The 24,387-nt window shown below is 63.4% G+C and carries 24 protein-coding genes; 19 read left to right on the top strand and 5 right to left on the bottom strand.

Annotated features, from left to right (window positions below; genetic code table 11):
- Positions 1-5: 5 nt before the first annotated feature.
- On the bottom strand, positions 6-995 hold the full coding sequence (locus ACP7EY_RS19675; protein ID WP_426196612.1) for a malate dehydrogenase: 990 nt from the start codon (positions 993-995) through the stop codon (positions 6-8).
- A 363-nt stretch (positions 996-1,358) separates the two neighbouring features.
- Between ACP7EY_RS19675 and ACP7EY_RS19670 the strand changes: the two genes are divergently transcribed.
- The 7 genes from ACP7EY_RS19670 to gltA all read left to right on the top strand — a co-directional run bounded on the left by ACP7EY_RS19670 (position 1,359) and on the right by gltA (position 7,534).
- Positions 1,359-2,150: a GntR family transcriptional regulator gene (locus ACP7EY_RS19670; RefSeq protein ID WP_426196609.1), complete on the top strand. Its 792-nt coding sequence runs from the start codon at positions 1,359-1,361 to the stop codon at positions 2,148-2,150.
- A gap of 297 nt (positions 2,151-2,447) precedes the next feature.
- Positions 2,448-2,870, top strand: coding sequence for a succinate dehydrogenase, cytochrome b556 subunit (gene sdhC / locus ACP7EY_RS19665; protein ID WP_426196607.1), 423 nt, complete (start codon positions 2,448-2,450; stop codon positions 2,868-2,870).
- Between the two features lies 1 nt (position 2,871).
- On the top strand, positions 2,872-3,267 hold the full coding sequence (gene sdhD, locus ACP7EY_RS19660; protein WP_426196605.1) for a succinate dehydrogenase, hydrophobic membrane anchor protein: 396 nt from the start codon (positions 2,872-2,874) through the stop codon (positions 3,265-3,267).
- A 2-nt stretch (positions 3,268-3,269) separates the two neighbouring features.
- The gene (sdhA, locus tag ACP7EY_RS19655) at positions 3,270-5,060 is read left to right on the top strand and encodes a succinate dehydrogenase flavoprotein subunit (protein ID WP_426196603.1); all 1,791 of its coding nucleotides are present in this window, start codon (positions 3,270-3,272) and stop codon (positions 5,058-5,060) included.
- 9 nt (positions 5,061-5,069) lie between these two features.
- The gene (locus ACP7EY_RS19650) at positions 5,070-5,780 is read left to right on the top strand and encodes a succinate dehydrogenase iron-sulfur subunit (RefSeq protein ID WP_426196601.1); all 711 of its coding nucleotides are present in this window, start codon (positions 5,070-5,072) and stop codon (positions 5,778-5,780) included.
- A 100-nt stretch (positions 5,781-5,880) separates the two neighbouring features.
- A complete protein-coding gene (locus ACP7EY_RS19645; RefSeq protein WP_426196600.1) occupies positions 5,881-6,159 on the top strand; it encodes a succinate dehydrogenase assembly factor 2 in 279 nt (92 codons plus the stop codon).
- A gap of 73 nt (positions 6,160-6,232) precedes the next feature.
- Positions 6,233-7,534 carry a citrate synthase gene (gene gltA, locus ACP7EY_RS19640; protein WP_426196598.1) on the top strand — a complete coding sequence of 434 codons (1,302 nt, stop codon included), beginning with the start codon at positions 6,233-6,235 and terminating at the stop codon, positions 7,532-7,534.
- 57 nt (positions 7,535-7,591) lie between these two features.
- On the opposite strand, the gene ACP7EY_RS19635 is transcribed toward gltA, so the two are convergent.
- Positions 7,592-7,957 (bottom strand): hypothetical protein, encoded by a 366-nt coding sequence (locus ACP7EY_RS19635; protein ID WP_426196596.1) that lies wholly within the window; start codon positions 7,955-7,957, stop codon positions 7,592-7,594.
- Positions 7,958-8,108: 151 nt separating this feature from the next.
- On the opposite strand from ACP7EY_RS19635, the gene ACP7EY_RS19630 reads away from it, so the two are divergent.
- The 3 genes from ACP7EY_RS19630 (at position 8,109) to ACP7EY_RS19620 (ending at position 10,699) form a co-directional block, all read left to right on the top strand.
- Complete coding sequence (locus ACP7EY_RS19630) at positions 8,109-8,612, top strand: nuclear transport factor 2 family protein (RefSeq protein ID WP_426196594.1); 504 nt, start codon at positions 8,109-8,111, stop codon at positions 8,610-8,612.
- Between the two features lie 7 nt (positions 8,613-8,619).
- The gene (gene gluQRS / locus ACP7EY_RS19625) at positions 8,620-9,534 is read left to right on the top strand and encodes a tRNA glutamyl-Q(34) synthetase GluQRS (protein WP_426196592.1); all 915 of its coding nucleotides are present in this window, start codon (positions 8,620-8,622) and stop codon (positions 9,532-9,534) included.
- A 196-nt stretch (positions 9,535-9,730) separates the two neighbouring features.
- A complete protein-coding gene (locus ACP7EY_RS19620; RefSeq protein WP_426196590.1) occupies positions 9,731-10,699 on the top strand; it encodes a hypothetical protein in 969 nt (322 codons plus the stop codon).
- Here ACP7EY_RS19620 and ACP7EY_RS19615 read toward each other — a convergent pair.
- Positions 10,696-11,067: a BlaI/MecI/CopY family transcriptional regulator gene (locus tag ACP7EY_RS19615; protein ID WP_426196588.1), complete on the bottom strand. Its 372-nt coding sequence runs from the start codon at positions 11,065-11,067 to the stop codon at positions 10,696-10,698. The genes ACP7EY_RS19620 and ACP7EY_RS19615 overlap by 4 nt on opposite strands.
- A gap of 282 nt (positions 11,068-11,349) precedes the next feature.
- Here ACP7EY_RS19615 and ACP7EY_RS19610 point away from each other — a divergent pair, with 282 nt between their 5' ends.
- The 6 genes from ACP7EY_RS19610 to ACP7EY_RS19585 all read left to right on the top strand — a co-directional run bounded on the left by ACP7EY_RS19610 (position 11,350) and on the right by ACP7EY_RS19585 (position 19,344).
- Entirely contained in the window at positions 11,350-14,205 is a 2,856-nt protein-coding gene (locus tag ACP7EY_RS19610) for a 2-oxoglutarate dehydrogenase E1 component (RefSeq protein ID WP_426196586.1), read from the top strand.
- Positions 14,206-14,266: 61 nt separating this feature from the next.
- Positions 14,267-15,526, top strand: a complete 1,260-nt coding sequence (gene odhB, locus ACP7EY_RS19605; RefSeq protein WP_426196584.1) for a 2-oxoglutarate dehydrogenase complex dihydrolipoyllysine-residue succinyltransferase — start codon at positions 14,267-14,269, stop codon at positions 15,524-15,526.
- Between the two features lie 76 nt (positions 15,527-15,602).
- Positions 15,603-15,935: a PspC domain-containing protein gene (locus ACP7EY_RS19600; RefSeq protein ID WP_426196582.1), complete on the top strand. Its 333-nt coding sequence runs from the start codon at positions 15,603-15,605 to the stop codon at positions 15,933-15,935.
- 85 nt (positions 15,936-16,020) lie between these two features.
- Positions 16,021-17,448, top strand: coding sequence for a dihydrolipoyl dehydrogenase (gene lpdA, locus ACP7EY_RS19595; RefSeq protein ID WP_426196580.1), 1,428 nt, complete (start codon positions 16,021-16,023; stop codon positions 17,446-17,448).
- A gap of 60 nt (positions 17,449-17,508) precedes the next feature.
- Positions 17,509-18,606, top strand: coding sequence for a cell division protein ZapE (gene zapE / locus ACP7EY_RS19590; RefSeq protein ID WP_426196578.1), 1,098 nt, complete (start codon positions 17,509-17,511; stop codon positions 18,604-18,606).
- A 30-nt stretch (positions 18,607-18,636) separates the two neighbouring features.
- Positions 18,637-19,344 carry a hypothetical protein gene (locus ACP7EY_RS19585; RefSeq protein ID WP_426196576.1) on the top strand — a complete coding sequence of 236 codons (708 nt, stop codon included), beginning with the start codon at positions 18,637-18,639 and terminating at the stop codon, positions 19,342-19,344.
- A 16-nt stretch (positions 19,345-19,360) separates the two neighbouring features.
- Here ACP7EY_RS19585 and ACP7EY_RS19580 read toward each other — a convergent pair whose 3' ends face one another.
- Positions 19,361-20,167: a PP2C family protein-serine/threonine phosphatase gene (locus ACP7EY_RS19580; RefSeq protein WP_426196574.1), complete on the bottom strand. Its 807-nt coding sequence runs from the start codon at positions 20,165-20,167 to the stop codon at positions 19,361-19,363.
- A 149-nt stretch (positions 20,168-20,316) separates the two neighbouring features.
- Here ACP7EY_RS19580 and ACP7EY_RS19575 point away from each other — a divergent pair, with 149 nt between their 5' ends.
- Positions 20,317-20,517 (top strand): YdcH family protein, encoded by a 201-nt coding sequence (locus ACP7EY_RS19575; protein WP_426196572.1) that lies wholly within the window; start codon positions 20,317-20,319, stop codon positions 20,515-20,517.
- A gap of 28 nt (positions 20,518-20,545) precedes the next feature.
- Positions 20,546-22,600, top strand: coding sequence for an ATP-dependent DNA helicase (locus ACP7EY_RS19570; protein WP_426196570.1), 2,055 nt, complete (start codon positions 20,546-20,548; stop codon positions 22,598-22,600).
- Positions 22,601-22,615: 15 nt separating this feature from the next.
- On the opposite strand, the gene ACP7EY_RS19565 is transcribed toward ACP7EY_RS19570, so the two are convergent.
- Positions 22,616-23,590, bottom strand: coding sequence for an NADPH:quinone oxidoreductase family protein (locus ACP7EY_RS19565; RefSeq protein WP_426196568.1), 975 nt, complete (start codon positions 23,588-23,590; stop codon positions 22,616-22,618).
- A gap of 183 nt (positions 23,591-23,773) precedes the next feature.
- Here ACP7EY_RS19565 and ACP7EY_RS19560 point away from each other — a divergent pair, with 183 nt between their 5' ends.
- Positions 23,774-24,382 carry a toll/interleukin-1 receptor domain-containing protein gene (locus tag ACP7EY_RS19560; protein WP_426196567.1) on the top strand — a complete coding sequence of 203 codons (609 nt, stop codon included), beginning with the start codon at positions 23,774-23,776 and terminating at the stop codon, positions 24,380-24,382.
- Positions 24,383-24,387: the final 5 nt, after the last annotated feature.

Genomic DNA, 24,387 nt, shown 5'->3' with positions numbered 1-24,387 from the left:
ACAACTTAGGCCAGCAGGTGGGCGACGCCGTCACGCTCTTCGGTCAGTTCCTTGAGCGTCAGGTTGATGCGCTCTTGCGAGAAGTCGTCGATTGGCAGGCCTTGCACGATGCTGTATTCGCCGTTTTCAACGGTGACGGGGAAGCCGAACATGGTGTCTTTCGGGATGCCGTAGGAGCCGTCCGAAGGGATGCCCATGGTGGTCCATTTGCCGGCGGTGCCCAGGTGCCAGTCGTGCATGTGGTCGATGGCGGCGTTGGCGGCCGAGGCAGCCGACGACAGGCCGCGCGCTTCGATGATGGCGCCGCCACGCTTGCCCACGGTTGGCAGGAAGGTGTCGCGGTTCCAGGCGTCGTCGTTGATCAGGTCCTTGACGGAGGCGCCATCGATGGTGGCGAAGCGGTAGTCGGCGTACATGGACGGCGAGTGGTTGCCCCAGACGGCCATTTTTTCGATCGATGCGACCGGCTTGCCCGTCTTGGCAGCCACTTGCGACAGGGCGCGGTTGTGGTCCAGGCGCAGCATGGCGGTGAAGTTTTTCGCCGGCAGCGATGGTGCCGATTTCATGGCGATGTAGGCGTTGGTGTTGGCAGGATTGCCCACCACCAGCACTTTGACGTTGCGCGAGGCGACCGCGTCGAGTGCCTTGCCTTGCACGGTGAAGATCTGGGCGTTCGCTTCGAGCAGGTCCTTGCGTTCCATGCCGGGGCCACGTGGGCGGGCGCCAACCAGCAGGGCGAAATCGGCATCCTTGAAGGCGGTCAGGGGATCGCTGTGGGCGGTCATGCCGGCCAGCAGGGGGAAGGCGCAGTCATCGATTTCCATCATCACGCCCTTGAGCGCTTTCTGGGCTTTCTCGTCGGCGATTTCCAGCAGTTGCAGGATGACGGGCTGGTCTTTACCGAGCATGTCGCCATTGGCGATGCGGAACAGCAGGGAATAGCCGATCTGGCCGGCAGCGCCGGTGACAGCAATGCGCAGTGGGGTATTAGCCATGAAAATCTCCAAAGTGGGAAAGAAAACAGTCGAATCCGCCGATGCGCCGTGCATGGCGCCCGCGCCAGCTCCAAGTGCGCTGCCGCCGCCGGTCCGGGAAAACAAACATCATACCAAAATCCCCTGCGCGCGCCTGTCATTGTCGTCGCCGCCAGCACCGCGGTGGGGGGCGGCGCGCAGCGCGTACCAGCGCCCGTCGGGACTGCCGTCGATACGCGTCGGCGGGGCGCGCAAGGCGGATCGACCGCGAGTGTAGGCCCCTGCGGCGCAACTGTCAATTTATATCATATGTCTTATATAAGACATATAACTTTTCCTGTTTTCACTAGACTGCGGTGGGCAATTGTGGTGCAATAGTGGTCTATGACTTCCCTCCCATTCCCGGGTGCCGACGACGCCAGCAGCCCCACCGGGACTGCGGCCCCAGCCGGTGCCAGTCTGCCCACCTTCAGCCCGCTCTACCAGCAGATCAAGGCCTTGCTGACCCAGTCGTTGCAGGCGGGCGAGTGGAAGCCGGGCGAGATGATGCCCAGCGAAGTGGAGCTGGCGGGGCGCTTCAAGGTTAGCCAGGGCACGGTGCGCAAGGCGATCGACGAGCTCGCTGCGGAAAACCTGGTGCTGCGGCGCCAAGGCAAGGGCACCTTTGTCGCCACCCACCATGAAGAGCGCGCCCACTTCCGCTTTCTCAAGCTGATGCCGGACGCCGGCGTGCCGCACCATCCCGACAACACCATCATCGATGTTCGCCGCCTGCGCGCGCCGCCGGACGTGGCGGCGCTGCTCGACCTGAAGTCGGGCGACGCGGTGGTGTACATCAAGCGCCTGATGTCGTTCGACGGCGCCCCCACCATCCTCGAGGAGTTATGGCTGCCGGGCGCCATCTTCAAGGGCCTCACCGCCGAGCGCATCGACCAGTACAAGGGCCCCATGTACGGCCTGTTCGAGTCTGAATTTGGCACCCGCATGATCCGCGCCGCCGAAAAGCTGCGCGCCGTCGGCGCCGGGGCCGATGCGGCCGAATGGCTCGGCGTGGCAGCCGGTACCCCCCTGCTGCAGGCCGAGCGGGTGTCGTTCACGTACGGCGACAAGGCGGTCGAATTACGCCGCGGCCTGTACCTGACCTTGCATCACCATTATCAGAATGACCTTTCCTGAACGGGCACTGCTTGCACTGGTGCAAGTGAGGCGTTTCAAACGCGGGGCAGCGCGCTGCAGCAAAACGGGCCGATCGGCTTTTGTATAGGAGAGCAGGGCCGGACCAGGGGCCGCTCAGCGGGCAGCAGGAAAATCCGTGCGGGATTAAAATGCGGGGTGTTGTGTATAGGTTTATGCAATAACGTGCATAAGTAGGACAGAATTTTCAGGATTCGGTAATTTGATATTGTTGCAGTACAACAAATCATCGAAAATAGCGGTTTTTACATTTGTCTGTAGTTTCAATGGAGGTGTTTGATGTCCGAAGCCGTGAGAGAGGCTCCAAAAAAACAGCGGCCGCAATTCCGTAACATTCACGTTACCGAGTTGGGCAATTACCGCATGCCCCTGGCCAGTATCGTTTCGATCCTGCACCGTATCAGCGGCTTCATCATGTTCGCCGGCCTGCCGGTGATCCTGTACATGCTGCAGCAGAGCTTGCTGTCGGAAGACACCTTTAAATATTTCGCCGCCATCATGGCGCACCCGCTGGTCAAGCTGGTGACGCTGGGCCTGCTGTGGGGCTACTTCCACCACTTCTGCGCCGGCGTACGTCACCTGTTCATGGACATGCACATCGGCATCGAGAAAAATTCCTCGCGCCAGAGCGCTGCCACCGTCCTGGTGATCAGCCTGCTGCTGACTTTTATCACCGCCCTCAAATTGTTTGGAGTGTTCTGAGATGGCTGACCTCAACGTGGCAAACAATCACAACGACGGCAGCAATGTCGGCCCCAAGCGCCTGGTCGTGGGCGCCCATTACGGCCTGCGCGACTGGCTGGCCCAGCGCGTCACCGCCGTCATCATGGTGCTCTACACGGCCACCTTGCTGATCGCCTTCCTGACGGGCCAGAATTTCACCTATGAAGGCTGGGCCGGGCTGTTCGCCCGCCAGTGGTTCAAACTGTTCAGTCTCGTCACCCTGGCCGGCCTGTTCTTCCACGCCTGGGTCGGCGTGCGCGACATCTGGATGGACTACGTCAAGGCCGTCGGCCTGCGTCTGACCCTGCAAATCATCAGCATCGTGTGGCTCGTCGTTTGCGCCGCATGGGCCGTACAAATTCTTTGGAGCGTGTAATCGTGGCAGCCACCAAAACTGCAAGCAGAACTGCAATCCCTACCCGCCGCTTCGACGCGGTCATCATCGGCGCCGGCGGCTCGGGCATGCGCGCGTCGCTGCAACTGGCCGAAGCGGGCCTGAACGTGGCCGTGCTGTCGAAGGTCTTCCCGACCCGCTCGCACACGGTGGCAGCGCAGGGCGGCATCGGCGCCTCGCTGGGCAATATGAGCGAGGACGACTGGTACTGGCACATGTTCGACACCGTCAAGGGTGGCGACTACCTGGGCGACCAGGATGCGATCGAATTCATGTGCCGCGAAGCGCCGAAAGTCGTGTACGAACTCGAACACTTCGGCATGCCTTTCGACCGCAATCCCGATGGCACCATTTATCAGCGCCCGTTCGGCGGCCACACGGCCAACTTCGGTGAAAAGCCCGTCCAGCGCGCTTGCGCCGCGGCCGACCGCACCGGTCACGCCCTGCTGCACACCCTGTACCAGCGCAACGTCCGCGCCCGCACCCATTTCTTCGTTGAATGGATGGCCCTCGACCTGATCCGCGACGCCGACGGCGACGTCATCGGCGTCGTCGCCCTCGAGATGGAAACGGGCGAGTGCATGATCCTCGAAGCGAAGACCACCATCATGGCCACCGGCGGCGCGGGACGTATTTTCGCCGCCTCGACCAACGCCTTCATCAACACCGGCGACGGCATGGGCATGGCGGCACGTGCCGGCCTGCCCCTGCAGGACATGGAATTCTGGCAGTTCCACCCCACCGGCGTGGCCGGCGCGGGCGTCCTGATCACCGAAGGCGTGCGCGGCGAAGGCGGCATCCTGATCAACAGCAACGGCGAGCGCTTCATGGAGCGTTACGCGCCGACCCTGAAAGACCTGGCGCCGCGCGACTTTGTCTCGCGTTCGATGGACCAGGAAATCAAGGAAGGCCGTGGCTGCGGTCCCAACAAGGACCACGTGCTGCTCGACCTGCGTCACATCGGCGCCGACACCATCGCCAAGCGCCTGCCGTCGATCCTGGAAATCGGCCACAAGTTCGCCAACGTCGACGCCACCAAGGAACCGATCCCCGTCGTGCCGACGATTCACTACCAGATGGGTGGTATCCCCACCAACATCCATGGCCAGGTGGTCTCGCCGAAAGATGGCAACCCCGTCGCCGTCGTCAACGGTCTGTACGCCATCGGCGAGTGCGCCTGCGTCTCGGTGCACGGCGCCAACCGCCTGGGCACCAACTCGCTGCTCGACCTGGTGGTGTTCGGCCGCGCCGCCGGCAACCACGTGGTGGCCTCGAACCTGAAGGCCAAAGAGAACAAGCCGCTGCCAGCCGGCGCTGCCGATTTCGCCATGAACCGCCTGAACGCGCTGGAAGACTCGAAAGGCACGGAAAAAGTGCAGGACGTCGCCAACGCCATCCGCGCCGCCATGCAGAAATACTGCGGCGTGTTCCGCACCACCGAGCTGCTGCAGCAGGGCTACGACGCCATCATGCTGCTCGACGAGCGCCGCAAGCACGTCGCCTTCAAGGACAAATCGAAGGTGTTCAACACGGCGCGCGTCGAAGCGCTCGAGCTCGACAACCTGATCGAAACGGCCAAGGCCACCATCACCTCGGCACTGGCACGCAAGGAATCGCGCGGCGCCCACGCGCAGAGCGATTTCCCCACCCGCGACGACGATGTCTGGATGAAGCACACCTTGTGGTTCTCCGAGGGCAATCGCCTCGAGTACAAGCCGGTCATCACCAAGCCGCTGACGGTCGATACCTTCAAGCCGAAACCACGTACTTTCTAAGGTCAGAACATGACACGCACCGTAAAACTGAAAATCTACCGTTACGATCCGGACACCGACGCCAAGCCGTACATGCAGGACGTCACGGTCGAGCTGCAAGACAACGACAAGATGCTGCTCGACGCTTTGCAGCGCATCAAGTCGGACGTCGACGATTCGCTGTCGCTGCGCCGCTCGTGCCGCGAGGGCGTCTGCGGCTCGGACGCCATGAACATCAATGGCAAGAACGGCCTGGCCTGCACCACCAACCTGAACGAACTGACCCAGCCGATCGTGCTGCGTCCGCTGCCAGGTTTGCCGGTGATCCGCGACCTGATCGTCGACATGACGCAGTTCTTCAAGCAGTACGATTCGATCAAGCCTTACCTGATCAACGATTCGATCCGTCCTGAAAAAGAACGCCTGCAGACCCCCACCGAGCGCGAAGAGCTCGACGGCCTGTACGAGTGCATCCTGTGCGCCTGCTGCTCGACGTCGTGCCCGTCGTTCTGGTGGAATCCGGACAAGTTCGTCGGTCCCGCCGGCCTGCTGCAAGCGTACCGTTTCATCGCCGATTCGCGCGACGAGGCGACCGCCCAGCGTCTCGACAACCTGGAAGACCCGTACCGCCTGTTCCGCTGCCATTCGATCATGAATTGCGTCGATGTCTGTCCGAAGGGCTTAAACCCGAACAAGGCCATCGGCAAGATCAAGGAACTGATGGTACGCCGCGCGGTCTAGGCCTGCGGATCTAGAACAGTTGCACTAACTACAGTATTACTACCGTACTGTCGAAGCAGGGCAGGCGGAGTATGATGTTGACCCAAGATCGGACTCAAGAGTGACAACGAACGCGACTACGCATCAATCCGACCCGGCCAATCGCACCCGCTTGCGCTGGCGCAGCCGCCGGGGGCTGCTGGAAAACGACCTGATCCTGACACGCTTTCTCGACGCCCATGGCGACGACCTGAGCGACGACGATGTCGATGCCCTGACCCGGCTGCTCGATCTGGCTGACCAGCCGCTGCTGGACCTGATCCTGGCGCGCCGCGAGCCTGAAGGCGAGGTCGATCTGCCCAACGTGCACGCCTTGCTGGTGCGGCTGCGGCAAGCGTAGTGGCGGTGTGCGCGGCAAGCTCGAAGCGCAGTCCGTATTTTTATATTAAATTCGCATCCAAGAAGGAAGTGCCATGAATATCTCCGATACCAAAGCCACCCTGTCGTTCTCCGATGGCAGTGCGGCCATCGACATGCCAATCTACAAGGGCACCGTCGGCCCGGACGTCATCGACATCCGCAAGCTGTATGCCCAGACCGGCAAATTCACCTACGACCCGGGCTTCATGTCGACGGCCGCCTGCAACTCGTCGATCACCTACATCGACGGCGACAAGGGCGAGCTGCAGTATCGTGGCTACCCGATCGAGCAACTGGCGGAAAACTGCGACTTCCTGGAAACCTGCTACCTGTTGCTGAACGGCGAACTGCCGAACGCGGCCCAGGCCAAGGAATTCTCCGACACCGTCACCAAGCACACGATGGTGCACGACCAGATGCAATTTTTCTTCCGCGGTTTCCGTCGTGACGCGCACCCGATGTCGGTATTGGTGGGGACCGTGGGCGCGCTCGCCTCGTTCTACCACGATTCGCTCGACATCAACGATCCCCAGCAGCGCGAAATTTCCGCGATCCGCCTGATCGCCAAGATGCCGACCCTGGTCGCGATGGCCTACAAGTACTCGATCGGCCAGCCCTTCATGTACCCGCGCAACGACCTGTCGTACAGCGCCAATTTCATGCGCATGATGTTCGGCAATCCGTGCGAAGAGTACGTCATCAACGATGTGCTGGTGCGCGCGCTCGACCGCATCCTGATCCTGCACGCCGATCACGAGCAGAACGCGTCGACCTCGACCGTCCGCCTGGCCGGTTCGTCGGGTGCCAACCCGTTCGCCTGTATCGCGGCCGGTATCGCCTGCCTGTGGGGCCCTGCCCACGGCGGCGCCAACGAAGCGGCACTGAACATGCTCAAGGAAATCGGCTCCGTCGAGAACATTCCTGCGTTCATCGAAAAAGTCAAAGACAAGAACTCCGGCGTCAAGCTGATGGGTTTTGGTCACCGCGTGTACAAGAACTTCGACCCCCGCGCCAAGCTCATGCGCGAAACCTGCCACGAAGTGCTCGACGAACTGGGCCTGCACGACGACCCTTTGTTCAAGCTGGCCATGGCGCTGGAAAAAATCGCCCTGGAAGACGAATATTTCGTCTCGCGCAAGCTGTACCCGAACGTCGATTTCTACTCGGGTATCGTGCAGTCGGCGCTGGGCATCCCCGTGTCGCTGTTCACCGGCATCTTCGCCATGGCCCGCACCATCGGCTGGATCGCCCAGTGGAACGAAATGATCGCTGATCCGGAACAGAAAATCGGCCGTCCACGCCAGTTGTTCATCGGCGCCACCGTGCGCGATGTGCCGGCGATCGACCAGCGTTAATCGGTTTTGTGCTTGCAAAAAAGCGGACTTCGGTCCGCTTTTTTTATGGGCTGATTGCTAGGGCATCAGGCATTTGCCCCGCAGCGCCTGCACGGCGATGACGGGGATGGCCAGCAGGCCCAGCCCGCCCGTCGACGGTGACAGGCAGGGCGCCACCTTGGCCTCGCTGAAATCGCGGGCGAATTTTTCGCTGGCCGCCGCGCTGATCACCACCCGCTGCAGCGTGCCCTGCTGGTTGGGCGCCGTCTCCCGCTCGGGCGCGGCGGCGACGACGGCGGCCACCGCCTCGCTGATGCGGGGATCGACCAGGATGGTGCGCGGGACCGGCGCGGGCGGTGCCGCCCACTGTTCGCTGATCAGGACGCTCGTTGGCGCGCTCGATTGCACAACAGGGGGCAGGGCAAGATCGGCAATGACAAACATGGGCTTCCTTGGCAGGCAATTGTCCGGGGTGCCGGTGCGTTAATGTAGCGCAGAATAGTGATTTACATGAAAGATTTCGACCTTCGTCAGCGGGCGTGGCCGGTGTACAATCGGCGCGCCGGATTGTCCCGGTGTTGACCCTGGAGCCCCCATGAAACGCCGCGTCCTTGCTGTTGTTGCCGCCTGTACTTTGTCGCTGTCGGCGCCCGGCGTGTTTGCCGCCAGTGCGGACCCGGCGCTGAGCCGGCAGGTGAGCGCCTTTATCGACGCCTGGCACGACGACGCCGCCCATGCCCGCATGGCGTATTTCGACAAGATCGCCGCCGACGGCGTGTATATCGGCACCGACAAGACGGAACTGTGGGGCAAGGCTGCCTTTGAAACCTGGGCCAAGCCGTATTTCGACAAGAAGTCCGCATGGGCGTTCAAGGCTGTCTCCCGCAATGTCTACACCAGTGGCGACGGCAAGATCGTCTGGTTCGACGAATTGCTCGATACCCAGATGGGGCCGTGCCAGGCCAGCGGCGTGCTACGCAAGACCGCCAATGGGTTTGAAATCGAACACTATCAGCTGTCGATGGCGGTGCCGAACGAACTGGGCAAGTCGGTGACCGACCTGATCACGGCGCACGCCAACAAGGCCGCCGCGAAATAGAGGCGCGATGAACGCCAGTTACATCGGCCGCTTCGCGCCGTCGCCGACGGGGCCGCTGCACGCCGGCTCGCTGGTGGCGGCGCTGGCCAGCTATCTCGATGCGAAAGTGCATGGCGGCCAGTGGCTGGTGCGCATCGAGGATGTCGACGAAGGCCGCAGCGTGGCCGGCGCCGCCGACGCGGCGCTGGCGCTGTTGGCCCGGCTGGGCATGCAGTGGGATGGCGAGGTGGTGTGGCAAAGCCGCCGCACGGACCTGTACCAGGCCGCCTGCGCGCGGCTCGGCGCGCTGGTCTATCCCTGCGGCTGCAACCGCCGCGAAATCGCCGATTCGCGGCTGGCTCTGGCGGCGGACGGTTCGGCGATCTATCCGGGCACCTGCCGCCACGGCATCGCGCCGGGCAAGCTGGCGCGCAGCCTGCGCCTGCGCGTGCCCGCAGCGGGCGAGGACGCCATCGGATTCATCGACCGCTGCGCCGGCCCCGTCGACGCGCAACTGGCGCGCGACGCCGGCGATTTTATCCTGCAACGGGGCGACGGTTACTGGGCCTACCAGCTGGCGGTGGTGGTCGACGATGCCGCCCAGGGCATCACCGACGTGGTGCGGGGCGCCGACCTGCTCGACTCGACGCCCCGCCAGATCTACCTGCAGCGGCTATTGCAGCTGCCGACCCCGCGTTACCTGCACGTGCCCGTGCTGCGCAACGCGCGCGGCGAAAAATTGTCCAAGCAAACGGGGGCAGAGGCCGTCACCGCCCACGACGACGCGGCCGTGCTGCGGGTGCTGCTGGCGGCGGCAGCGGCGCTGGGGCTGGCGCCGTGGCTCGGTGCGGTCGATGGCCTGGCGGCGTTCTGGCGCGCTGCCGTGCCGGCCTGGGCGTGCAAGCTGCAGGCGCACCAGCACGCGCCCGTGCTGCACGGTTGAACAGGTCCACGCAGCACGCATAGCTATTTCGAGCTATGATCGCGCCTTTCGGTCAAGCCCTGTCACATTGAACGGCGCCCGTATGTACGGGCGCGCGGCGAAATCGCGGGGCTTTGGCCAGTACCGATCAGCACCTTCATGCGACCAGGAAACCGGACTGGACCGCCATGACCATGCTGTATTCATAAGGCGCACCATGCATCGTCACCACCTGCTCGCCCCGGCCCTGGGCCTGGCACTGGCCAGCGGCTTTACCGCCGCCCAGGATACCTCCCTGCTCGTTGGCAGCCTCGACAATCACAAGGTGGACGAACGCTCGTTCGCGGTGCAGCTCAGTTTCGCGCAGCGCGTCAACGAGGTCGTCGGGCTCAGCGCCGAATACCTCAACGAGGGCCATCCCAGCCGCCATCACCGCGACGGCCTGGCCATGCAGGGCTGGCTGCACACGCCCGTTCCACAGCGGGGGGCGTCGTTCTCCATCGGCGTGGGGCCCTATTATTATTTCGACACCACCATCGGCAAGGGCGCTTTCGCGGAATACCAGAACGATCATGGCTGGGGCGTGCTGGCCAGTGTCGGCGCCAAGTGGCACCTGGCCAGGCGCAGCTATGTGGAAGCGCGTATCAACCACGTGCATGCCAGGGGCGCCGGCAATTCCAACAGCGTGCTGATCGGCCTGGGCTATGAATTGGACCAGGTGCCTGACCGCGAGCGCCAGCGCACCGAGCGGGCCGGCGACCGCCTGCTGATGGTGCTGGGCGGCCAGGCCATCGTCAACAGTTTCGATTCCGAACGCGCGCGCTCGTATGGCCTGGAATACCGCGACACGGTGACGCAAAACATGGAATGGAGCGTGACGGCGCTCAACGAGGGCAAGATCGGCCTGGCCCAGCGGCGCGGCATCGCCGCCCAGTTATGGTTGCTGCGCCCGTTCACCGACCGCACCGTGCTGGAACTGGGGGGCGGCGGCTACCTGATGCGCGACCGCGACGATCGCGACAGCACGGCGGCCTCGTCGGATACCCGGATGGTGCCGATCGTTACCATCGGCATGCGCTACCGCCTGACGCCTGCCTGGCGCACCCAACTGAGCTGGAGTCGCGTGATCACCGGCTATCACCGCGACTCGGACGTGCTGTTGCTGGGCCTGGGCAAGGTGTTTTAACTTTCGCGGTCGAGTATCGCCTGGATTTCCGCCCGCTCCTTCGGCGTCACGTGGCCGCGCAGGGCGGCCAGCACCAGGTCCTTGCCGGAACCGGAGAAGGCCTTGCGGATCAAGTCCTTGAGCAGGCCCGATTGCAGCGCGTCCTGCGCCTGCGCGGGCGCGTAGACGTGGGCGCGCTGGTGTTCGTCGCGCGTGAGCAGGCCCTTCGTGTGCATCACTTGCAGTTGCCGCAGCACGGTGGCGTAGGCCATGTCGGGGCGCGCGGCAGCCATGGCGGCATGCACCTGCTTGGCGGTGGCGGCACCGTGTTGCCAGAGCACGCCCAGCATTTCCAGCTCGGCGGGGGTGGGTTTTGGAGGCGTGGACATGGCACTAGAATAAATTATCTAGATCCGGATGTCCACGCCGTTCGCGGCGCGGTGGCGGGAGCGCGTCGCCGCAGGCGTAACCAAATGCAACATCATCAGCTTTTCTCATCCACACTCATGACGCATGGGAAGTTTGCATGCTATGCTGGCGGGTCTCAGAAATTCCGTATTACATGTCCTTCCCCCACAACTTGATGTGCGATCCGCTAACCGGTCAGGCCGTGTCGCGGAAGGTTAGATTAACCCGCCAATTTCGCGAAGCGCGAATGAAAGGTGAGCAAGATGATGCAACAACAGACAGCGAACTCGTATCTGTTCGGCGGTAATGCGCCCTACGTAGAAGAGTTATACGAGGCCTACCTCGACAATCCCGGCTCGGTGCCCGACAACTGGCGCGCCTATTTCGACTCGATGCAGAATGTGCCGGCCGTCGATGGTTCCAACAAACCCGACGTGGCCCACGCCTCCGTCATCGCCTCGTTCGCCGAGCGCGCCAAGCAGGGCCCGATGCGCGTCGTCGCCGCCTCCACCGACGCTGAAATGGGCCGCAAGCGCGTCGCCGTCACCCAGTTGATCGCCGCTTACCGTTACCTCGGCTCGCAATGGGCCAACCTGGACCCCCTGCAACGCCAGGAACGTCCTGAAATCCCGGAATTGCAGCCTGCCTTCTACGGCTTCACCGACGCCGATCTCGACACCGTCTTCAACATCAGCAATACCTATTTTGGCCAGGAAACGGCGTCGCTGCGCGACTTGCTCAACTTCTTGCGCGACACCTATTGCCGTTCGATCGGCGCTGAGTTCATGTACATCAGCGACCCGGCCGAAAAGCGCTGGCTGCAGGAAAAGCTCGAATCGATCCGCTCGACGCCGTCGTTCTCGGCCGAGAAAAAACTGCACATCCTCGACCGCCTGACGGCCGCCGAAGGCCTTGAGCGCTATCTGCACACCCGCTACGTGGGCCAGAAGCGCTTCTCGCTGGAAGGCTCGGAATCGTTCATCGCCTCGATCGATGAAACCATCCAGCGCGCCGGCGAAAACGGCGTGCAGGAAATCGTCATCGGCATGGCCCACCGCGGCCGCCTGAACGTGCTGGTCAATACCCTGGGCAAGTCGCCGCAGGAACTGTTCGAAGAATTCGAAGGCAAGCACGGCGACGACCTGCCGTCGGGCGACGTCAAGTACCACCAGGGCTTCTCGAGCGATATCTCGACCGCTGGCGGCCCCGTCCACCTGTCGCTGGCCTTCAATCCGTCCCACCTGGAGATCGTCAACCCGGTCGTCGAGGGTTCGGTCAAGGCGCGCATGGACCGTCGCGGCGACAAGGACGGCGCGCAAGTGCTGCCGATCCTGGTGCACGGCGACGCCGCCTTTGCCGGCCAGGGCGTGGTGATGGAAACGCTGAACCTGGCGCAAACCCGTGGCTACGGCACCGGCGGCACCGTGCACATCGTCATCAACAACCAGATCGGCTTTACCACCTCGGACCCGCGCGACGCCCGTTCGACCCTGTACTGCTCGGACGTGGTCAAGATGATCGAAGCGCCCGTCCTGCACATCAACAGCGATGACCCGGAAGCGGTGGTGCTGGCGACCCAGATCGCGCTCGACTACCGCGTGCAGTTCAAGAAGGACATCGTCCTCGACATCATCAGCTACCGCAAACTGGGCCACAACGAGCAGGACACGCCCGCGCTGACCCAGCCGCTGATGTACAAGAAAATCGCCCAGCACCCGGGCACCCGCAAGCTGTACGCGGACAAGCTGATCGCCCAGGGCACCCTGCCGGCCGACGGCGGCGACAAGATGGTCGCAGCGTTCCGCGATGCCATGGACGCCGGCAAGCACACGGTCGATCCTGTCATCTCCAATTTCAAGAACAAGTACGCCGTCGACTGGCTGCCGTTCCTGAACAAGAAATGGACCGACAGCGCCGACACGGCCGTGCCGCTGACGGAACTGAAACGCCTGGCGCTGCGCATCACCACCTTGCCGGACAACTTCAAGGCCCACACCCTGGTTGAAAAAGTGCTGGGCGACCGCGCCACCATGGGTCGCGGCGAACTGAACCTCGACTGGGGCATGGGCGAACACCTGGCCTACGCGTCGCTGGTGGCGTCCGGTTACGCGATCCGCCTGACGGGCCAGGATGCGGGCCGCGGCACCTTCGTGCACCGCCACGCCGTGCTGCACGATCAGAACCGCGAGCGCTGGGATGCGGGCACCTACGTGCCGCTGCAAAACGTCAGCGAAGGCCAGGCGCCGTTCACGGTGATCGACTCGGTGCTGTCGGAAGAAGCGGTGCTGGCGTTCGAATACGGTTATTCGACGGCCGAGCCGAACACGCTGACCATCTGGGAAGCCCAGTTCGGCGACTTCGCCAACGGCGCCCAGGTCGTCATCGACCAGTTCATCAGCTCCGGCGAAGTCAAGTGGGGCCGCGCTTCGGGCCTGGTGATGATGCTGCCGCACGGTTACGAAGGCCAGGGCCCGGAACACTCGTCGGCCCGTCCCGAGCGTTTCCTGCAACTGTGCGCCGACAACAATATGCAAGTGGTGCAGCCGACCTCGGCCGCACAGATCTTCCACTTGCTGCGTCGCCAGATGGTGCGCCAGTTCCGCAAGCCGCTCGTCATCATGACGCCGAAATCGCTGCTGCGTAACAAGGATGCCGGCTCGGCGCTGGGCGAACTGGCCAAGGGCGGTTTCCAGACCGTGATCGGCGAAGTCGACGAGAAAATCGACGCCAAGAAGGTCAAGCGCGTCATCGCCTGCTCGGGCAAGGTCTACTACGACCTGGTCAACCAGCGCAAGACCCGCAACCAGCTGGACACGGCCATCATCCGCGTCGAACAGTTGTATCCGTTCCCGCACAAGTCGTTCGCGGCCGAACTGAAGAAGTTCCCCAACTTGAACGAGCTGGTTTGGGCACAGGATGAGCCGCAAAATCAGGGCCCATGGTTCCAGATCCAGCACAACATCTTCGAGAGCCTGGAGTCGGGCCAGCGCCTGGCGTATGCCGGTCGTCCCGCTTCGGCTTCGCCTGCGGTCGGTTACTACGACAAGCACTACGCGCAGCAGAAAGAGTTGCTGGAAACGGCATTTTCGAAGCTCAAGGGCTTCATCCTGACCAAATAATAATCAGCGGCGCGCGCCTTCGGTGCGCGCCGCTTACATAAAACAGCTTACGGAGTTTTACATGGCACAAATCGAAGTCAAGGTTCCCCAACTGTCGGAATCGGTAGCAGAAGCGACCATGCTTACATGGCACAAAAAAGTCGGCGAGCCTGTCGCGCGCGACGAGAACCTGATCGACATCGAGACCGACAAGGTCGTCCTCGAATTGCCCGCGCCCGTCGCCGGCATCATCATCCAGATCATCAAGGGCGACGGTTCGACCGTCGTCGCCGGCGAAGTCATCGCCATCATCGATACCGAAGCGTCCGCGCAGGTCAGCCCGATCGCCGTCAAATCGGTGTCCACGCCCAACGCGCCAGTGCCGACCGCTTCGACGCCGTCGCCCCAGTCGAAAGGCGACATCGCCATGCCGGCCGCCGCCAAGATCCTGGCCGATAACGCCATGAGCACCAGCGATGTCTCGGGCACCGGCAAGGACGGCCGCGTCACCAAGGGCGACGTCCTCGGTGCCATCGCCGCCGGCAGCAAGCCAGCCGCGCCGGCCATCGCGCCGTTGGCCGCGCCAGCAGCCAAGCCAGCGTTGCAGCAGGTGTCCGCACCGGCCGCGCCGAACCTGGGCGATCGTCCGGAAGAGCGCGTGCCGATGAGCCGCCTGCGCGCCCGCATCGCCGAGCGCCTGGTGCAGTCGCAGTCGACCAACGCCATCCTGACCACGTTCAATGAAGTGAACATGCAGCCGGTGATCGACCTGCGCAACAAGTACAAGGACAAGTTCGAAAAAGAACACGGCGTCAAGCTGGGCTTCATGTCCTTCTTCGTCAAGGCCGCCGTCGCTGCCCTGAAAAAGTACCCGATGATCAACGCCTCGGTCGATGGCACCGACATCGTCTACCACGGCTACTTCGACATCGGCATCGCCGTCGGTTCGCCACGTGGCCTGGTGGTGCCGATCCTGCGCAACGCCGACCAGATGTCGATCGCCGAAATCGAAAAGAAAATCGGTGAATTCGGCGCCAAGGCCAAGGAAGGCAAGCTCACGCTCGACGACCTCACCGGCGGCACCTTCTCGATCTCCAACGGCGGCACTTTCGGTTCGATGCTGTCGACGCCGATCATCAACCCGCCCCAGTCGGCCATCCTGGGCGTGCATGCGACCAAGGACCGCGCTGTCGTCGAAAACGGCGTCATCGTCGTGCGTCCGATGAACTACCTGGCAATGTCGTATGACCACCGCATCATCGACGGCCGCGAAGCCGTGCTGGGCCTGGTGACCATGAAGGACACGCTGGAAGATCCGGCGCGCCTGCTGCTCGACCTGTAATCGCGCGCTACACTCGTACCACCAGCGCGCTGCGGGTGCAGCGCGTGCCGAACGGTTTTATTTACGGAGGTGCGTCATGAACGTGTCCGATGAAATCAAGCGCTTGCACGAACTGCACCAGGCGGGCGCCCTGAGCGACGCCGAATTCGAACAGGCCAAGGCCAAGGTACTGGCCGCGGCCATCCACCTCGACAAGCCGGGCGACGGCACCGACCTGGCCAGCGAATTTGGTCGCCTGCGCCGTTCGCGCAGCGACCGCTGGCTCGGTGGCGTGTGCGGCGGGCTGGCCAAGGTGTCGAACGTCGAATCGTGGATCTGGCGCCTGGTGTTCACCCTGGTCGCCCTGTGCGGCTTCGGCGTGGGCGTGGTGGTGTATATCCTGATGTGGATCTTCGTGCCCGAAGAATAAGATCCCTGGCCACGCCAGGCGATTCTTGCAGCGCGGTGTTATCTGCGCTGCAACTTAACTGCAACATAAAGAATTGGAATTCCAAATGGCAAAACAATTTGACGTCGTCGTCATCGGCGCCGGCCCCGGCGGCTATATCGCCGCCATCCGCGCCGCCCAACTGGGTTTTTCGGTCGCCTGTATCGATGAGTGGTCCAACGCCAAGGGCGGTCCCGCGCCGGGCGGCACCTGCACCAACGTCGGCTGCATTCCCTCGAAAGCGCTGCTGCAGTCGTCCGAGCATTTCGAGCACGCCGGTCACGCGTTCAAGGAGCACGGCATCGATGTGGCCGGCCTGTCGCTGAATCTGCCACAAATGCTGAAACGCAAGGACACCGTCGTCAAGCAGAACAATGACGGCATCCTGTACCTGTTCAAGAAAAACAAGATCGCCTTCTTCCACGGTCGCGGCGCTTTCGCCGGCACCGCCGAGGGCGTCCACACCGTCAACGTGACGGGCGCCAATGCCGAAACGCTGACCGCCAAGCACGTCGTCATCGCCACCGGCTCGAACGCGCGCGTGCTGCCGGGCGCACCGTTCGACGAAAAGCTGATCCTGTCGAACACCGGCGCGCTGACCATCGACGCCGTGCCCGCCAAGCTGGGCGTGATCGGCGCCGGCGTGATCGGCCTGGAAATGGGCAGCGTCTGGCGCCGTCTTGGCGCCGACGTCACCGTGCTCGAAGGTCTGCCGACCTTCCTCGGCGCCGTCGACGAGCAGATCGCCAAGGAAGCCCATAAATTGTTCGTCAAGCAGGGCTTGAAGATCAACCTGGGCGTGAAAATCGGCGCCATCACCACCGCCGCCGACAAAGTCACCGTCGCTTACGAGGACGCCGCCGGCGCCGCGCAAAGTGTCGAATTCGACAAGCTGATCATCTCGATCGGCCGCGTGCCCAACACCATCGGCCTCAATGCCGAAGCGATCGGCCTGGCGCTCGACGAGCGCGGTTTCGTGGTCGTCGACGACGACTGCAAGACCAGCGTGGCCAATGTGTGGGCGGTGGGCGACGTGGTGCGCGGCCCGATGCTGGCGCACAAGGCCGAGGAAGAGGGCGTGGCGGTGGCCGAGCGGATCGCCGGCCAGCATGGCCACACCAATTTCAACACGATTCCGTGGGTGATCTACACCTCGCCGGAAATCTCGTGGGTCGGCCAGACCGAGCAGCAGTTGAAAGCGGCCGGCGTGGCCTACAAGGCGGGCACCTTCCCGTTCCTGGCCAACGGCCGCGCGCGCGCGCTGGGCGACACCTCGGGCATGGTCAAGGTGCTCGCTGACGCCACCACCGATGAAATCCTCGGCGTGCACATCGTCGGACCGCAAGCGTCCGAGCTGATCGCCGAAGCGGTCGTGGCGATGGAGTTCCGCGCCTCGTCCGAAGACATCGCCCGCATCTGCCACGCGCACCCGTCGCTGTCGGAGTCGACCAAGGAAGCCATGCTCGCCGTTGACAAGCGCGCGCTGAACTTCTGATCGTTTTTTATTCCCGATCGGGCCGGCCACAAGCCGGCCTTTTTCATTGATAAGCTGCCCATGAATGTCCAACAGTTTTATGTCCACGCGCTGGCCCAGCGCGGCTACAGCGCCGACACCGCCCAGCAGAACGCGGTCGACCGCCTGCAGCGCAGCTATGATGAGTGGGTCGCCTACAAGGACCGCCGCTCGTCGAGCTTCAAGCGCCTGATCAACCGCCCGGACGTGCCGCGCGGGGTCTACCTGTGGGGCGGGGTAGGGCGCGGCAAGTCGTTTTTGATGGACAGTTTTTATTCGGTGGTGCCAGTGGTGCGCAAGACGCGCCTGCACTTCCACGAATTCATGCGCGGCGTCCACCGCCAGCTCGACGAACTCAAGGGGGTCGCTGATCCGCTCGACGAAGTGGCCAAGCGCATCGCCAAAAAATACCGCCTGATCTGCTTCGACGAGTTTCACGTCTCCGACATCGCCGACGCCATGATCCTCTACAACCTGCTCTCGGCCCTGTTCGCCAACGGCGTCTCCTTCATCATGACGTCGAACTACGATCCCGACCTGCTGTACCCGGACGGCCTGCATCGCGACCGCATGCTGCCCACCATCGCGCTGTTGAAGGACAAGCTCGATGTGATGAATGTCGATGCCGGCGTCGACTACCGCAAGCGCGCCCTCGAACAGGTCGACAGCTACTACACGCCCCTGAACGCGCACTCGGACGCGGCCCTGCGCGCGGCCTACGCGAAAGTGGCCGAGACGGCCGACGAGGACCCCCGCGTGTTCATCGAGCAGCGCGAGATCCGTGCCTTGCGGCGTGCCGGCGGCGTCATCTGGTTCGATTTCGCCACCCTGTGCGGCGGGCCCCGCTCGCAGAACGATTACCTGGAAATCGCCAGCCGCTTTCACACGGTGGTGTTGTCGGGCATTCCGGCCATGTCGGCCGGGCAGTCGTCGGAGGCGCGCCGCTTCACCTGGCTGATCGACGTGTTTTACGACAACCGGGTGAAATTGCTGATGTCGGCCGCCGTCGTACCGGAAGAACTCTATACCCAGGGCATGCTGGCAAATGAATTTCACCGCACCGTCTCGCGTATCATTGAAATGCAGTCGCTCGAGTACATGGAATCGGATCGCCGCGACGCCGCCGACGCGATCGCGTGAGGGCGGCACACCTGTTTGATTGGAACCTGTATGAGCAAGAAGTTGTGGACTAAATGTTTTGGCGCGCTGGCCACCATGGGCCTGGTGGCGGCCTGCGTGTCCGTCAAGCCGGGCATCGTGGTGGCGCCCGTCGCCCCCACCAGCACCAAGCAGGACGCCAGCCGCAAGCTGGCCCTGGTGAAGGTCGAACGGGCCCGCGCCGAGACGCGCTTCGTCGATGGCGAGCGCCTGTGTTACACGAAGTTTTTCACGAATAACTGCCTCGACAAGGTGCGCGAAGAGCACCGCGCGGCGCTGGCCAATGTGCGCGCCATTGAAATCGAGGCCGAACACTTCGAGCGCAAGACGCGCGCCGACGAGCGCGACGCGGCGCTGCTGCTGTCGCAACAGCAGTTCGAGCAGGAGCAGGCGACACTGCGCGCCAATCCGCCACCGCCGCCCCGCCAGGAGCCGCCGGCGGCAGCGCCACGGCCGCCGGCGAAGGGCGACCGCAGCGCAGAACACGCGGCGCGCCTGAAGCGCATCGCGGCGCAGGAGCAGGCCGGCGCGGCCCAGCGCGACGCCAGCATCAAGGCCTTCGAGGCGCGCAAGGCCGTGTCCGAGCAGCGCTTGCAGGAGGTCGAGCGTAAAAAAGCCGAGACCGCCCGGACGCAGGCGGAGAAGGCGGCCGCCGACAAGGCTGCCGCCGACAAAGCCGCCGCCGACAAGGCGGCGCAGGCGGCCCGGCCGGCGCGCTGAAGCCGCGCCGCCCCGTTTAAACGGCGCGGCCCATCTTCTGCACCGTGTAGTTGGCCGCTTCGCGGGGCGGCTTGACCAGCTTGATGATGGCCATCGAGCAATTGCCGCCCTTGCCCTGGGCGCGCTCGCCCGCTTTGCTGATGAGCATTTCCGCACCCTGCCGTGGCGTCGTCTTGTGCAAGGCCGCGCCCAGTTCGGCATCGGTGAAAAAATGCCACAGGCCTTCCGAGGCCAGCAGAAAAGTGGCGCCCGCTTCCAGCGGCGCATGCTGGCCGACGGCGACGAAGGGGTCCTTGCGGCTGTTGCCCAGCACATTGACCAGCAACTTCGAATGGCGGTGATTGCGGGCCGATTCGAGCGGCAGCTTGTGGCTCTCCATTAACTGCGCGATGTACGGGGCATCGCTGCTGCGCATCTGGCAGTCGCCCTTGTGGAAACGGTACAGGCGGGCGTCGCCCACGTGGGCCCAGACCGCCTCGCCGGCAGGGGTGATGACGAGGCCGGCGAAACTGGCATGCGGCTCGGTGCGGGTGGCGACACCGTTCAGCTTGATCACCTGGTGGGTTTCGTGAACGATTTCGCGCAGCAGTTGTTCGACCCGGGCCGGGGTGGCCCGGTCGCCCGGCTTGAATTCATCGAACAGCAGCTTGGCCGTGTGCAGCACCTGTTCGGCGGCCATCGCGCTGCCGTTCAGTCCCGACGCCAGCACCGCCATCACGTAGCCGGGCGCGCGTGCGCCGGTGAACAGGGCCACCCGGTCATTTTGCTGGGGACGGTTGCCGATGTGCTGCGCGGTGCCGGCTTCGATTTTGTAGGAATTCATAGTTAAGTTGGCGGCATCGTCACGGTAGATTAAACTATGCACTGGGTGGCGTGAATGTTGCAAGAGGTAAATATTCACGTTATCGATTGTAGGCGTTCCGTGAACGCTCTTGCGGCAAAATTGTAATAATCTGTTGGGAATAGCAAACTATGCCAGATGTTCAGGATATCCAGCGCCGCCTCATCGAGCTCGATGTGGAACACCGCGATCTCGATGCGGTGATCGACCTGCTGGTGCTCGACGGCCATCACGACCAGTTACAGTTGCGCCGCCTCAAGAAGCGCAAGTTGCAGCTGAAAGACCATATCACCCTGTTGAAAATGCAATTGGTGCCGGATGTATCGGCCTGATCCGTCTTCGCTTCACTGAAGTGCCACTTTGACCGATACCGTTTCCGTACCCGACGCCCCCGATGGCGTCGCCCCAGTCGTGCCCGATGCCGCCCCGGCAGCGCTCGTCCCCGCCGGCAAATATGACGCCGAGGTCGACCGCCTGTTCGGCGCCAGCGGCCCCCTTGCGCCCGCGGTGGGCGCGTTCACGCCGCGCCGCTCGCAAACCGAGATGGCCAAGGCGATCGCCGAGGCGATTTTCCAGCAGAAAACCTTGATCGCCGAGGCCGGCACCGGCACGGGCAAGACCTTTGCCTACCTGGTGCCGGCGCTGATGTGGGGCGGCAAGACGATCGTCTCCACGGGCACCAAGAACTTGCAGGATCAATTGTTTCTGCGCGACATACCGACCGTGCGCGCGGCCCTGCGCGCGCCCGTCTCGGTGGCCTTGCTCAAGGGGCGTTCGAACTACGTCTGCCATTACCACCTCGAGCGCACCATGCAGAACGGTCGCATGACCTCGCGCGACGACGTCGGCCACCTGCGGGAGATCTCGCGCTTCATCAAGATGAGCAGTTCCGGCGACAAGGCCGAGTTGACCAAGGTGCCGGAAAACGCCAGCATCTGGAACCTGGTCACGTCCACCCGCGACACCTGCATGGGCGCCGAGTGCCAGTACTACCAGGACTGTTTCGTCATGAAGGCGCGCCGCGAGGCGCAGCAGGCCGACGTGGTGGTGGTCAATCACCACCTGTTTTTTGCCGATGTCGCCCTGAAGGACACCGGCGTGGCCGAGCTGCTGCCGTCGGCCAATACCATCATTTTCGATGAAGCGCACCAGTTGCCCGACACCGCCACCCTGTTTTTCGGCCAGACCGTGTCGACCTCCCAGGTGCTCGAGCTGTGCCGCGATGTGCTGGCCGAGGGCCTGGCCCACGCCCGGGGCGGGCCGGACTGGGCCAAAGTGGTGATGGCGGTGGAGAAGGCGGCGCGCGACCTGCGCTTGACGTTCCCGCAAGACATTGTTCGCATGTCGCTGGCGCAGATCGCGCCCTCGTCCGATTTCTTCCCCGCCCTCGACACCGTCAAGGCCCAGCTGGCCGCCATGATCGATGTGCTGGAAGACCAGGCCGCCCGCGCCGAAACCATCGAGCAATGCCGCGTGCGCGCGGTGGAACTGGCGCAGTCGCTCGAGGGCTGGAAAGCCGACGGCAAGGGCAAGATGACGGAGGGCGACGACGCCGTGCTGTGGATCGAGGCCTTCCAGTCCTCGTTGCAGTTGCACAAGACGCCGCTGTCGATCGCGCCGATTTTTAACAACCAGCGCGAAGGCACCCCGCGCAGCTGGATCTTTACATCGGCCACGCTGGCCGTCAAAAACGACTTCAAGCACTTCACGGAACAGATGGGCTTGACGGGCGAGCACGCGCAGACCTGGCCCAGCCCGTTCAATTACGAGCAGCAGGGCATCCTGTATGTGCCGACCGGTTTGCCCGATCCCAACGCGATGGGCTACACCGATGCCGTCGTCGATTGCGCCTTGCCGGTGATCGAAGCGGCCGGCGGGCGCACCTTTTTTCTTTGCACCACCATTCGCGCCGTCAAGCACGTGGCCGAGCGCTTGCGCAAGGATTTTGCCGACCGCGGCCTCGAGTATCCCCTGTTCGTCCAGGGCGAACGGGGCCGCACCGAGTTGCTCGACTCGTTCCGCAACGCGGGCAACGCCGTGCTGGTGGGCAGCCAGAGTTTCTGGGAAGGCGTCGACGTGCGCGGCGAAGCGCTCTCGCTCGTCATCATCGACAAGCTGCCATTCGCCCCGCCCGATGACCCGGTGCTGGCGGCGCGCATCGACGTCATGGAAAAGCAGGGCTTGAACGGCTTCATGCACCACACCCTGCCGGAAGCGATCATCAACCTCAAGCAGGGCGCAGGCCGGCTGATCCGCGATGAAACCGACCGCGGCGTGCTGATGATCTGCGATCCCCGCCTGATTTCGAAGTCGTACGGCAAGCGGGTGTGGCAGAGTTTGCCACCATTCAAGCGCACCCGCCTGCAGGCCGACGTCCTCGATTTTTTCCGCAAACCGGCCGACGCCGCGCCCTGACAGCGGCGCCGCTGCTTACGGCACGATCACCACCTTGCCCGTCACCTTGCGCGCGGCCATGTCGTCCAGCGCGCTCGACGCTTGCGCCAGCGCGTAACGGCCGGAAATGCGGGGCCGGATCTTGCCTTCCGCCAGCCAGCCCAGCAGTTGCCGCATGCCGGCCAGGTTGGCCTTCGGCTCGCGCTTGGCAAATTCGCCCCAGAACACGCCCACCAGCGATGCGCCTTTGAGCAGCATCAAATTGAGCGGCAACTGGGGGATCTCGCCATTGGCAAATCCCACCACCAGGTAGCGGCCGCGCCAGCCGATCGAGCGGAAGGCGGGCTCCGTGTAGATGCCGCCGACGGGATCGTAGATGACGTCCGGGCCCTTGCCGCCGGTGGCCGCCTTGATCGCCGCGCGCAGGTCTTCGGTGCTGTAGTTGATGGTGGCGTCGGCGCCGTGCGCGCGGCACACGGCCAGTTTCTCGTCCGTTGAAGCGCAGGCGATCACGGTGGCCCCCAGCGCCTTGCCGATCTCGATGGCCGCCAGGCCGACACCGCCGGCCGCGCCCAGCACCAGCATGGTTTCGCCCGCTTTGAGACCGGCCCGGTCGACCACCGCGTGGTGCGAGGTGCCGTAGGTGAGGGTGATGGCGGCGGCGGTGTCGAAGTCCATGCCGGGCGGCATCGGCATGACGGCGGCGGCGGACGCCACCGCCTGTTCGGCAAACGCGCCCTGTGCCACAAAAGCGATCACCTGGTCGCCCACCTTGACGTGGCTGACCCCGGCACCCACGCTTGACACCACGCCGGCCAGTTCGCTGCCGGGCGTGAAGGGCAGGGCCGGCTTGACCTGGTACTTGCCCTGGATGATGAGCACGTCGGGGAAATTGACCCCGGCCGCCTTGACATCGATCACCACCTCGCCGTCACCGGCCACCAACGGCGCCAGCTCTTCCACCACCAGGCTCTCGGGCATGCCCCAGGCCTTGCATCGCACTGCTTTCATCGTCTCTCCCCTGTTTTTAAAAAAATAGAACGACCGTTTTTTATTTGATTATGCCGGATTTTAACGTCCTTGTGGCTGGCGCGGCCGCGTGACGGCGACGTTTGCGACGGCACAAGGCCCTTACGCTTGTGCTTGTTACAGTCGTGACAGTGTCGTTGGCATTTTGCAAATAAGGAGGCTGCAATGGCGATCCGTTATGGCTGTTTCATCAGTTATGCACAAGGCCAGTTCGACCTGATGATCAAGTTCAAGAGCGAGCTCACGGCAGCCTTGCGCTGCTACCTCGAGCCGTATCTCGACCACGAAACCGCGCTGTTCATCGACACCGAACAATTGGGCGGCGGCGACGACATCGATCGCAAGATCGCCCGCGCCATGTGCGAGAGCGCTGCCATGATCCTCATCTACACGCCGAAGTACGAGTCGCACAAATTTACCCGGCGCGAGCATGCCGCCATGCAATTGATCGAGGCCGAACGGGCCCAGTGGTACGACTTGCCCAGCCGCCTCATCATTCCCGTGATCATGACGCACCATCCCCTGTCGCTGCCGCCGCAGATCGCCAACTCGACCATGTACGTCGACTTTTCGCGCTTCACGATGGCCACCCCCGACATGAAGTCCAATCCCGACTTTATCCCGGCGATCGAGAAGATCGTCGCGCGAATTGTCGAGCACGTGGAACTGCAAAAAATCTCGACCCCTTCAGGTCACGATTGCAACCAATTCGTGCTTCCCGATGTCCCACCTGAATGGCGTTCACTGCCCACTTTGTCGTTCCCAAAAAAATAAGGATA

The sequence above is a fragment of the Massilia sp. DWR3-1-1 genome (assembly GCF_049898325.1).
In the GTDB taxonomy this organism is placed as follows: domain Bacteria; phylum Pseudomonadota; class Gammaproteobacteria; order Burkholderiales; family Burkholderiaceae_D; genus JAFCUW01.
The sequence above is the reverse complement of the archived record's forward strand: the minus strand, read 5'-3'. Positions and strand labels throughout refer to the sequence as shown.

Coding starts and splice junctions, on each gene's coding strand:
- ACP7EY_RS19675 (WP_426196612.1), bottom strand. CDS start 995: ATGGCTAATACCCCACTGCGCATTGCTGTCACCGGCGCTGCCGGCCAG.
- ACP7EY_RS19670 (WP_426196609.1), top strand. CDS start 1,359: ATGACTTCCCTCCCATTCCCGGGTGCCGACGACGCCAGCAGCCCCACC.
- sdhC (WP_426196607.1), top strand. CDS start 2,448: ATGTCCGAAGCCGTGAGAGAGGCTCCAAAAAAACAGCGGCCGCAATTC.
- sdhD (WP_426196605.1), top strand. CDS start 2,872: ATGGCTGACCTCAACGTGGCAAACAATCACAACGACGGCAGCAATGTC.
- ACP7EY_RS19650 (WP_426196601.1), top strand. CDS start 5,070: ATGACACGCACCGTAAAACTGAAAATCTACCGTTACGATCCGGACACC.
- gltA (WP_426196598.1), top strand. CDS start 6,233: ATGAATATCTCCGATACCAAAGCCACCCTGTCGTTCTCCGATGGCAGT.
- ACP7EY_RS19635 (WP_426196596.1), bottom strand. CDS start 7,957: ATGTTTGTCATTGCCGATCTTGCCCTGCCCCCTGTTGTGCAATCGAGC.
- ACP7EY_RS19630 (WP_426196594.1), top strand. CDS start 8,109: ATGAAACGCCGCGTCCTTGCTGTTGTTGCCGCCTGTACTTTGTCGCTG.
- gluQRS (WP_426196592.1), top strand. CDS start 8,620: ATGAACGCCAGTTACATCGGCCGCTTCGCGCCGTCGCCGACGGGGCCG.
- ACP7EY_RS19620 (WP_426196590.1), top strand. CDS start 9,731: ATGCATCGTCACCACCTGCTCGCCCCGGCCCTGGGCCTGGCACTGGCC.
- ACP7EY_RS19615 (WP_426196588.1), bottom strand. CDS start 11,067: ATGTCCACGCCTCCAAAACCCACCCCCGCCGAGCTGGAAATGCTGGGC.
- ACP7EY_RS19610 (WP_426196586.1), top strand. CDS start 11,350: ATGATGCAACAACAGACAGCGAACTCGTATCTGTTCGGCGGTAATGCG.
- odhB (WP_426196584.1), top strand. CDS start 14,267: ATGGCACAAATCGAAGTCAAGGTTCCCCAACTGTCGGAATCGGTAGCA.
- ACP7EY_RS19600 (WP_426196582.1), top strand. CDS start 15,603: ATGAACGTGTCCGATGAAATCAAGCGCTTGCACGAACTGCACCAGGCG.
- lpdA (WP_426196580.1), top strand. CDS start 16,021: ATGGCAAAACAATTTGACGTCGTCGTCATCGGCGCCGGCCCCGGCGGC.
- zapE (WP_426196578.1), top strand. CDS start 17,509: ATGAATGTCCAACAGTTTTATGTCCACGCGCTGGCCCAGCGCGGCTAC.
- ACP7EY_RS19585 (WP_426196576.1), top strand. CDS start 18,637: ATGAGCAAGAAGTTGTGGACTAAATGTTTTGGCGCGCTGGCCACCATG.
- ACP7EY_RS19580 (WP_426196574.1), bottom strand. CDS start 20,167: ATGAATTCCTACAAAATCGAAGCCGGCACCGCGCAGCACATCGGCAAC.
- ACP7EY_RS19575 (WP_426196572.1), top strand. CDS start 20,317: ATGCCAGATGTTCAGGATATCCAGCGCCGCCTCATCGAGCTCGATGTG.
- ACP7EY_RS19565 (WP_426196568.1), bottom strand. CDS start 23,590: ATGAAAGCAGTGCGATGCAAGGCCTGGGGCATGCCCGAGAGCCTGGTG.
- ACP7EY_RS19560 (WP_426196567.1), top strand. CDS start 23,774: ATGGCGATCCGTTATGGCTGTTTCATCAGTTATGCACAAGGCCAGTTC.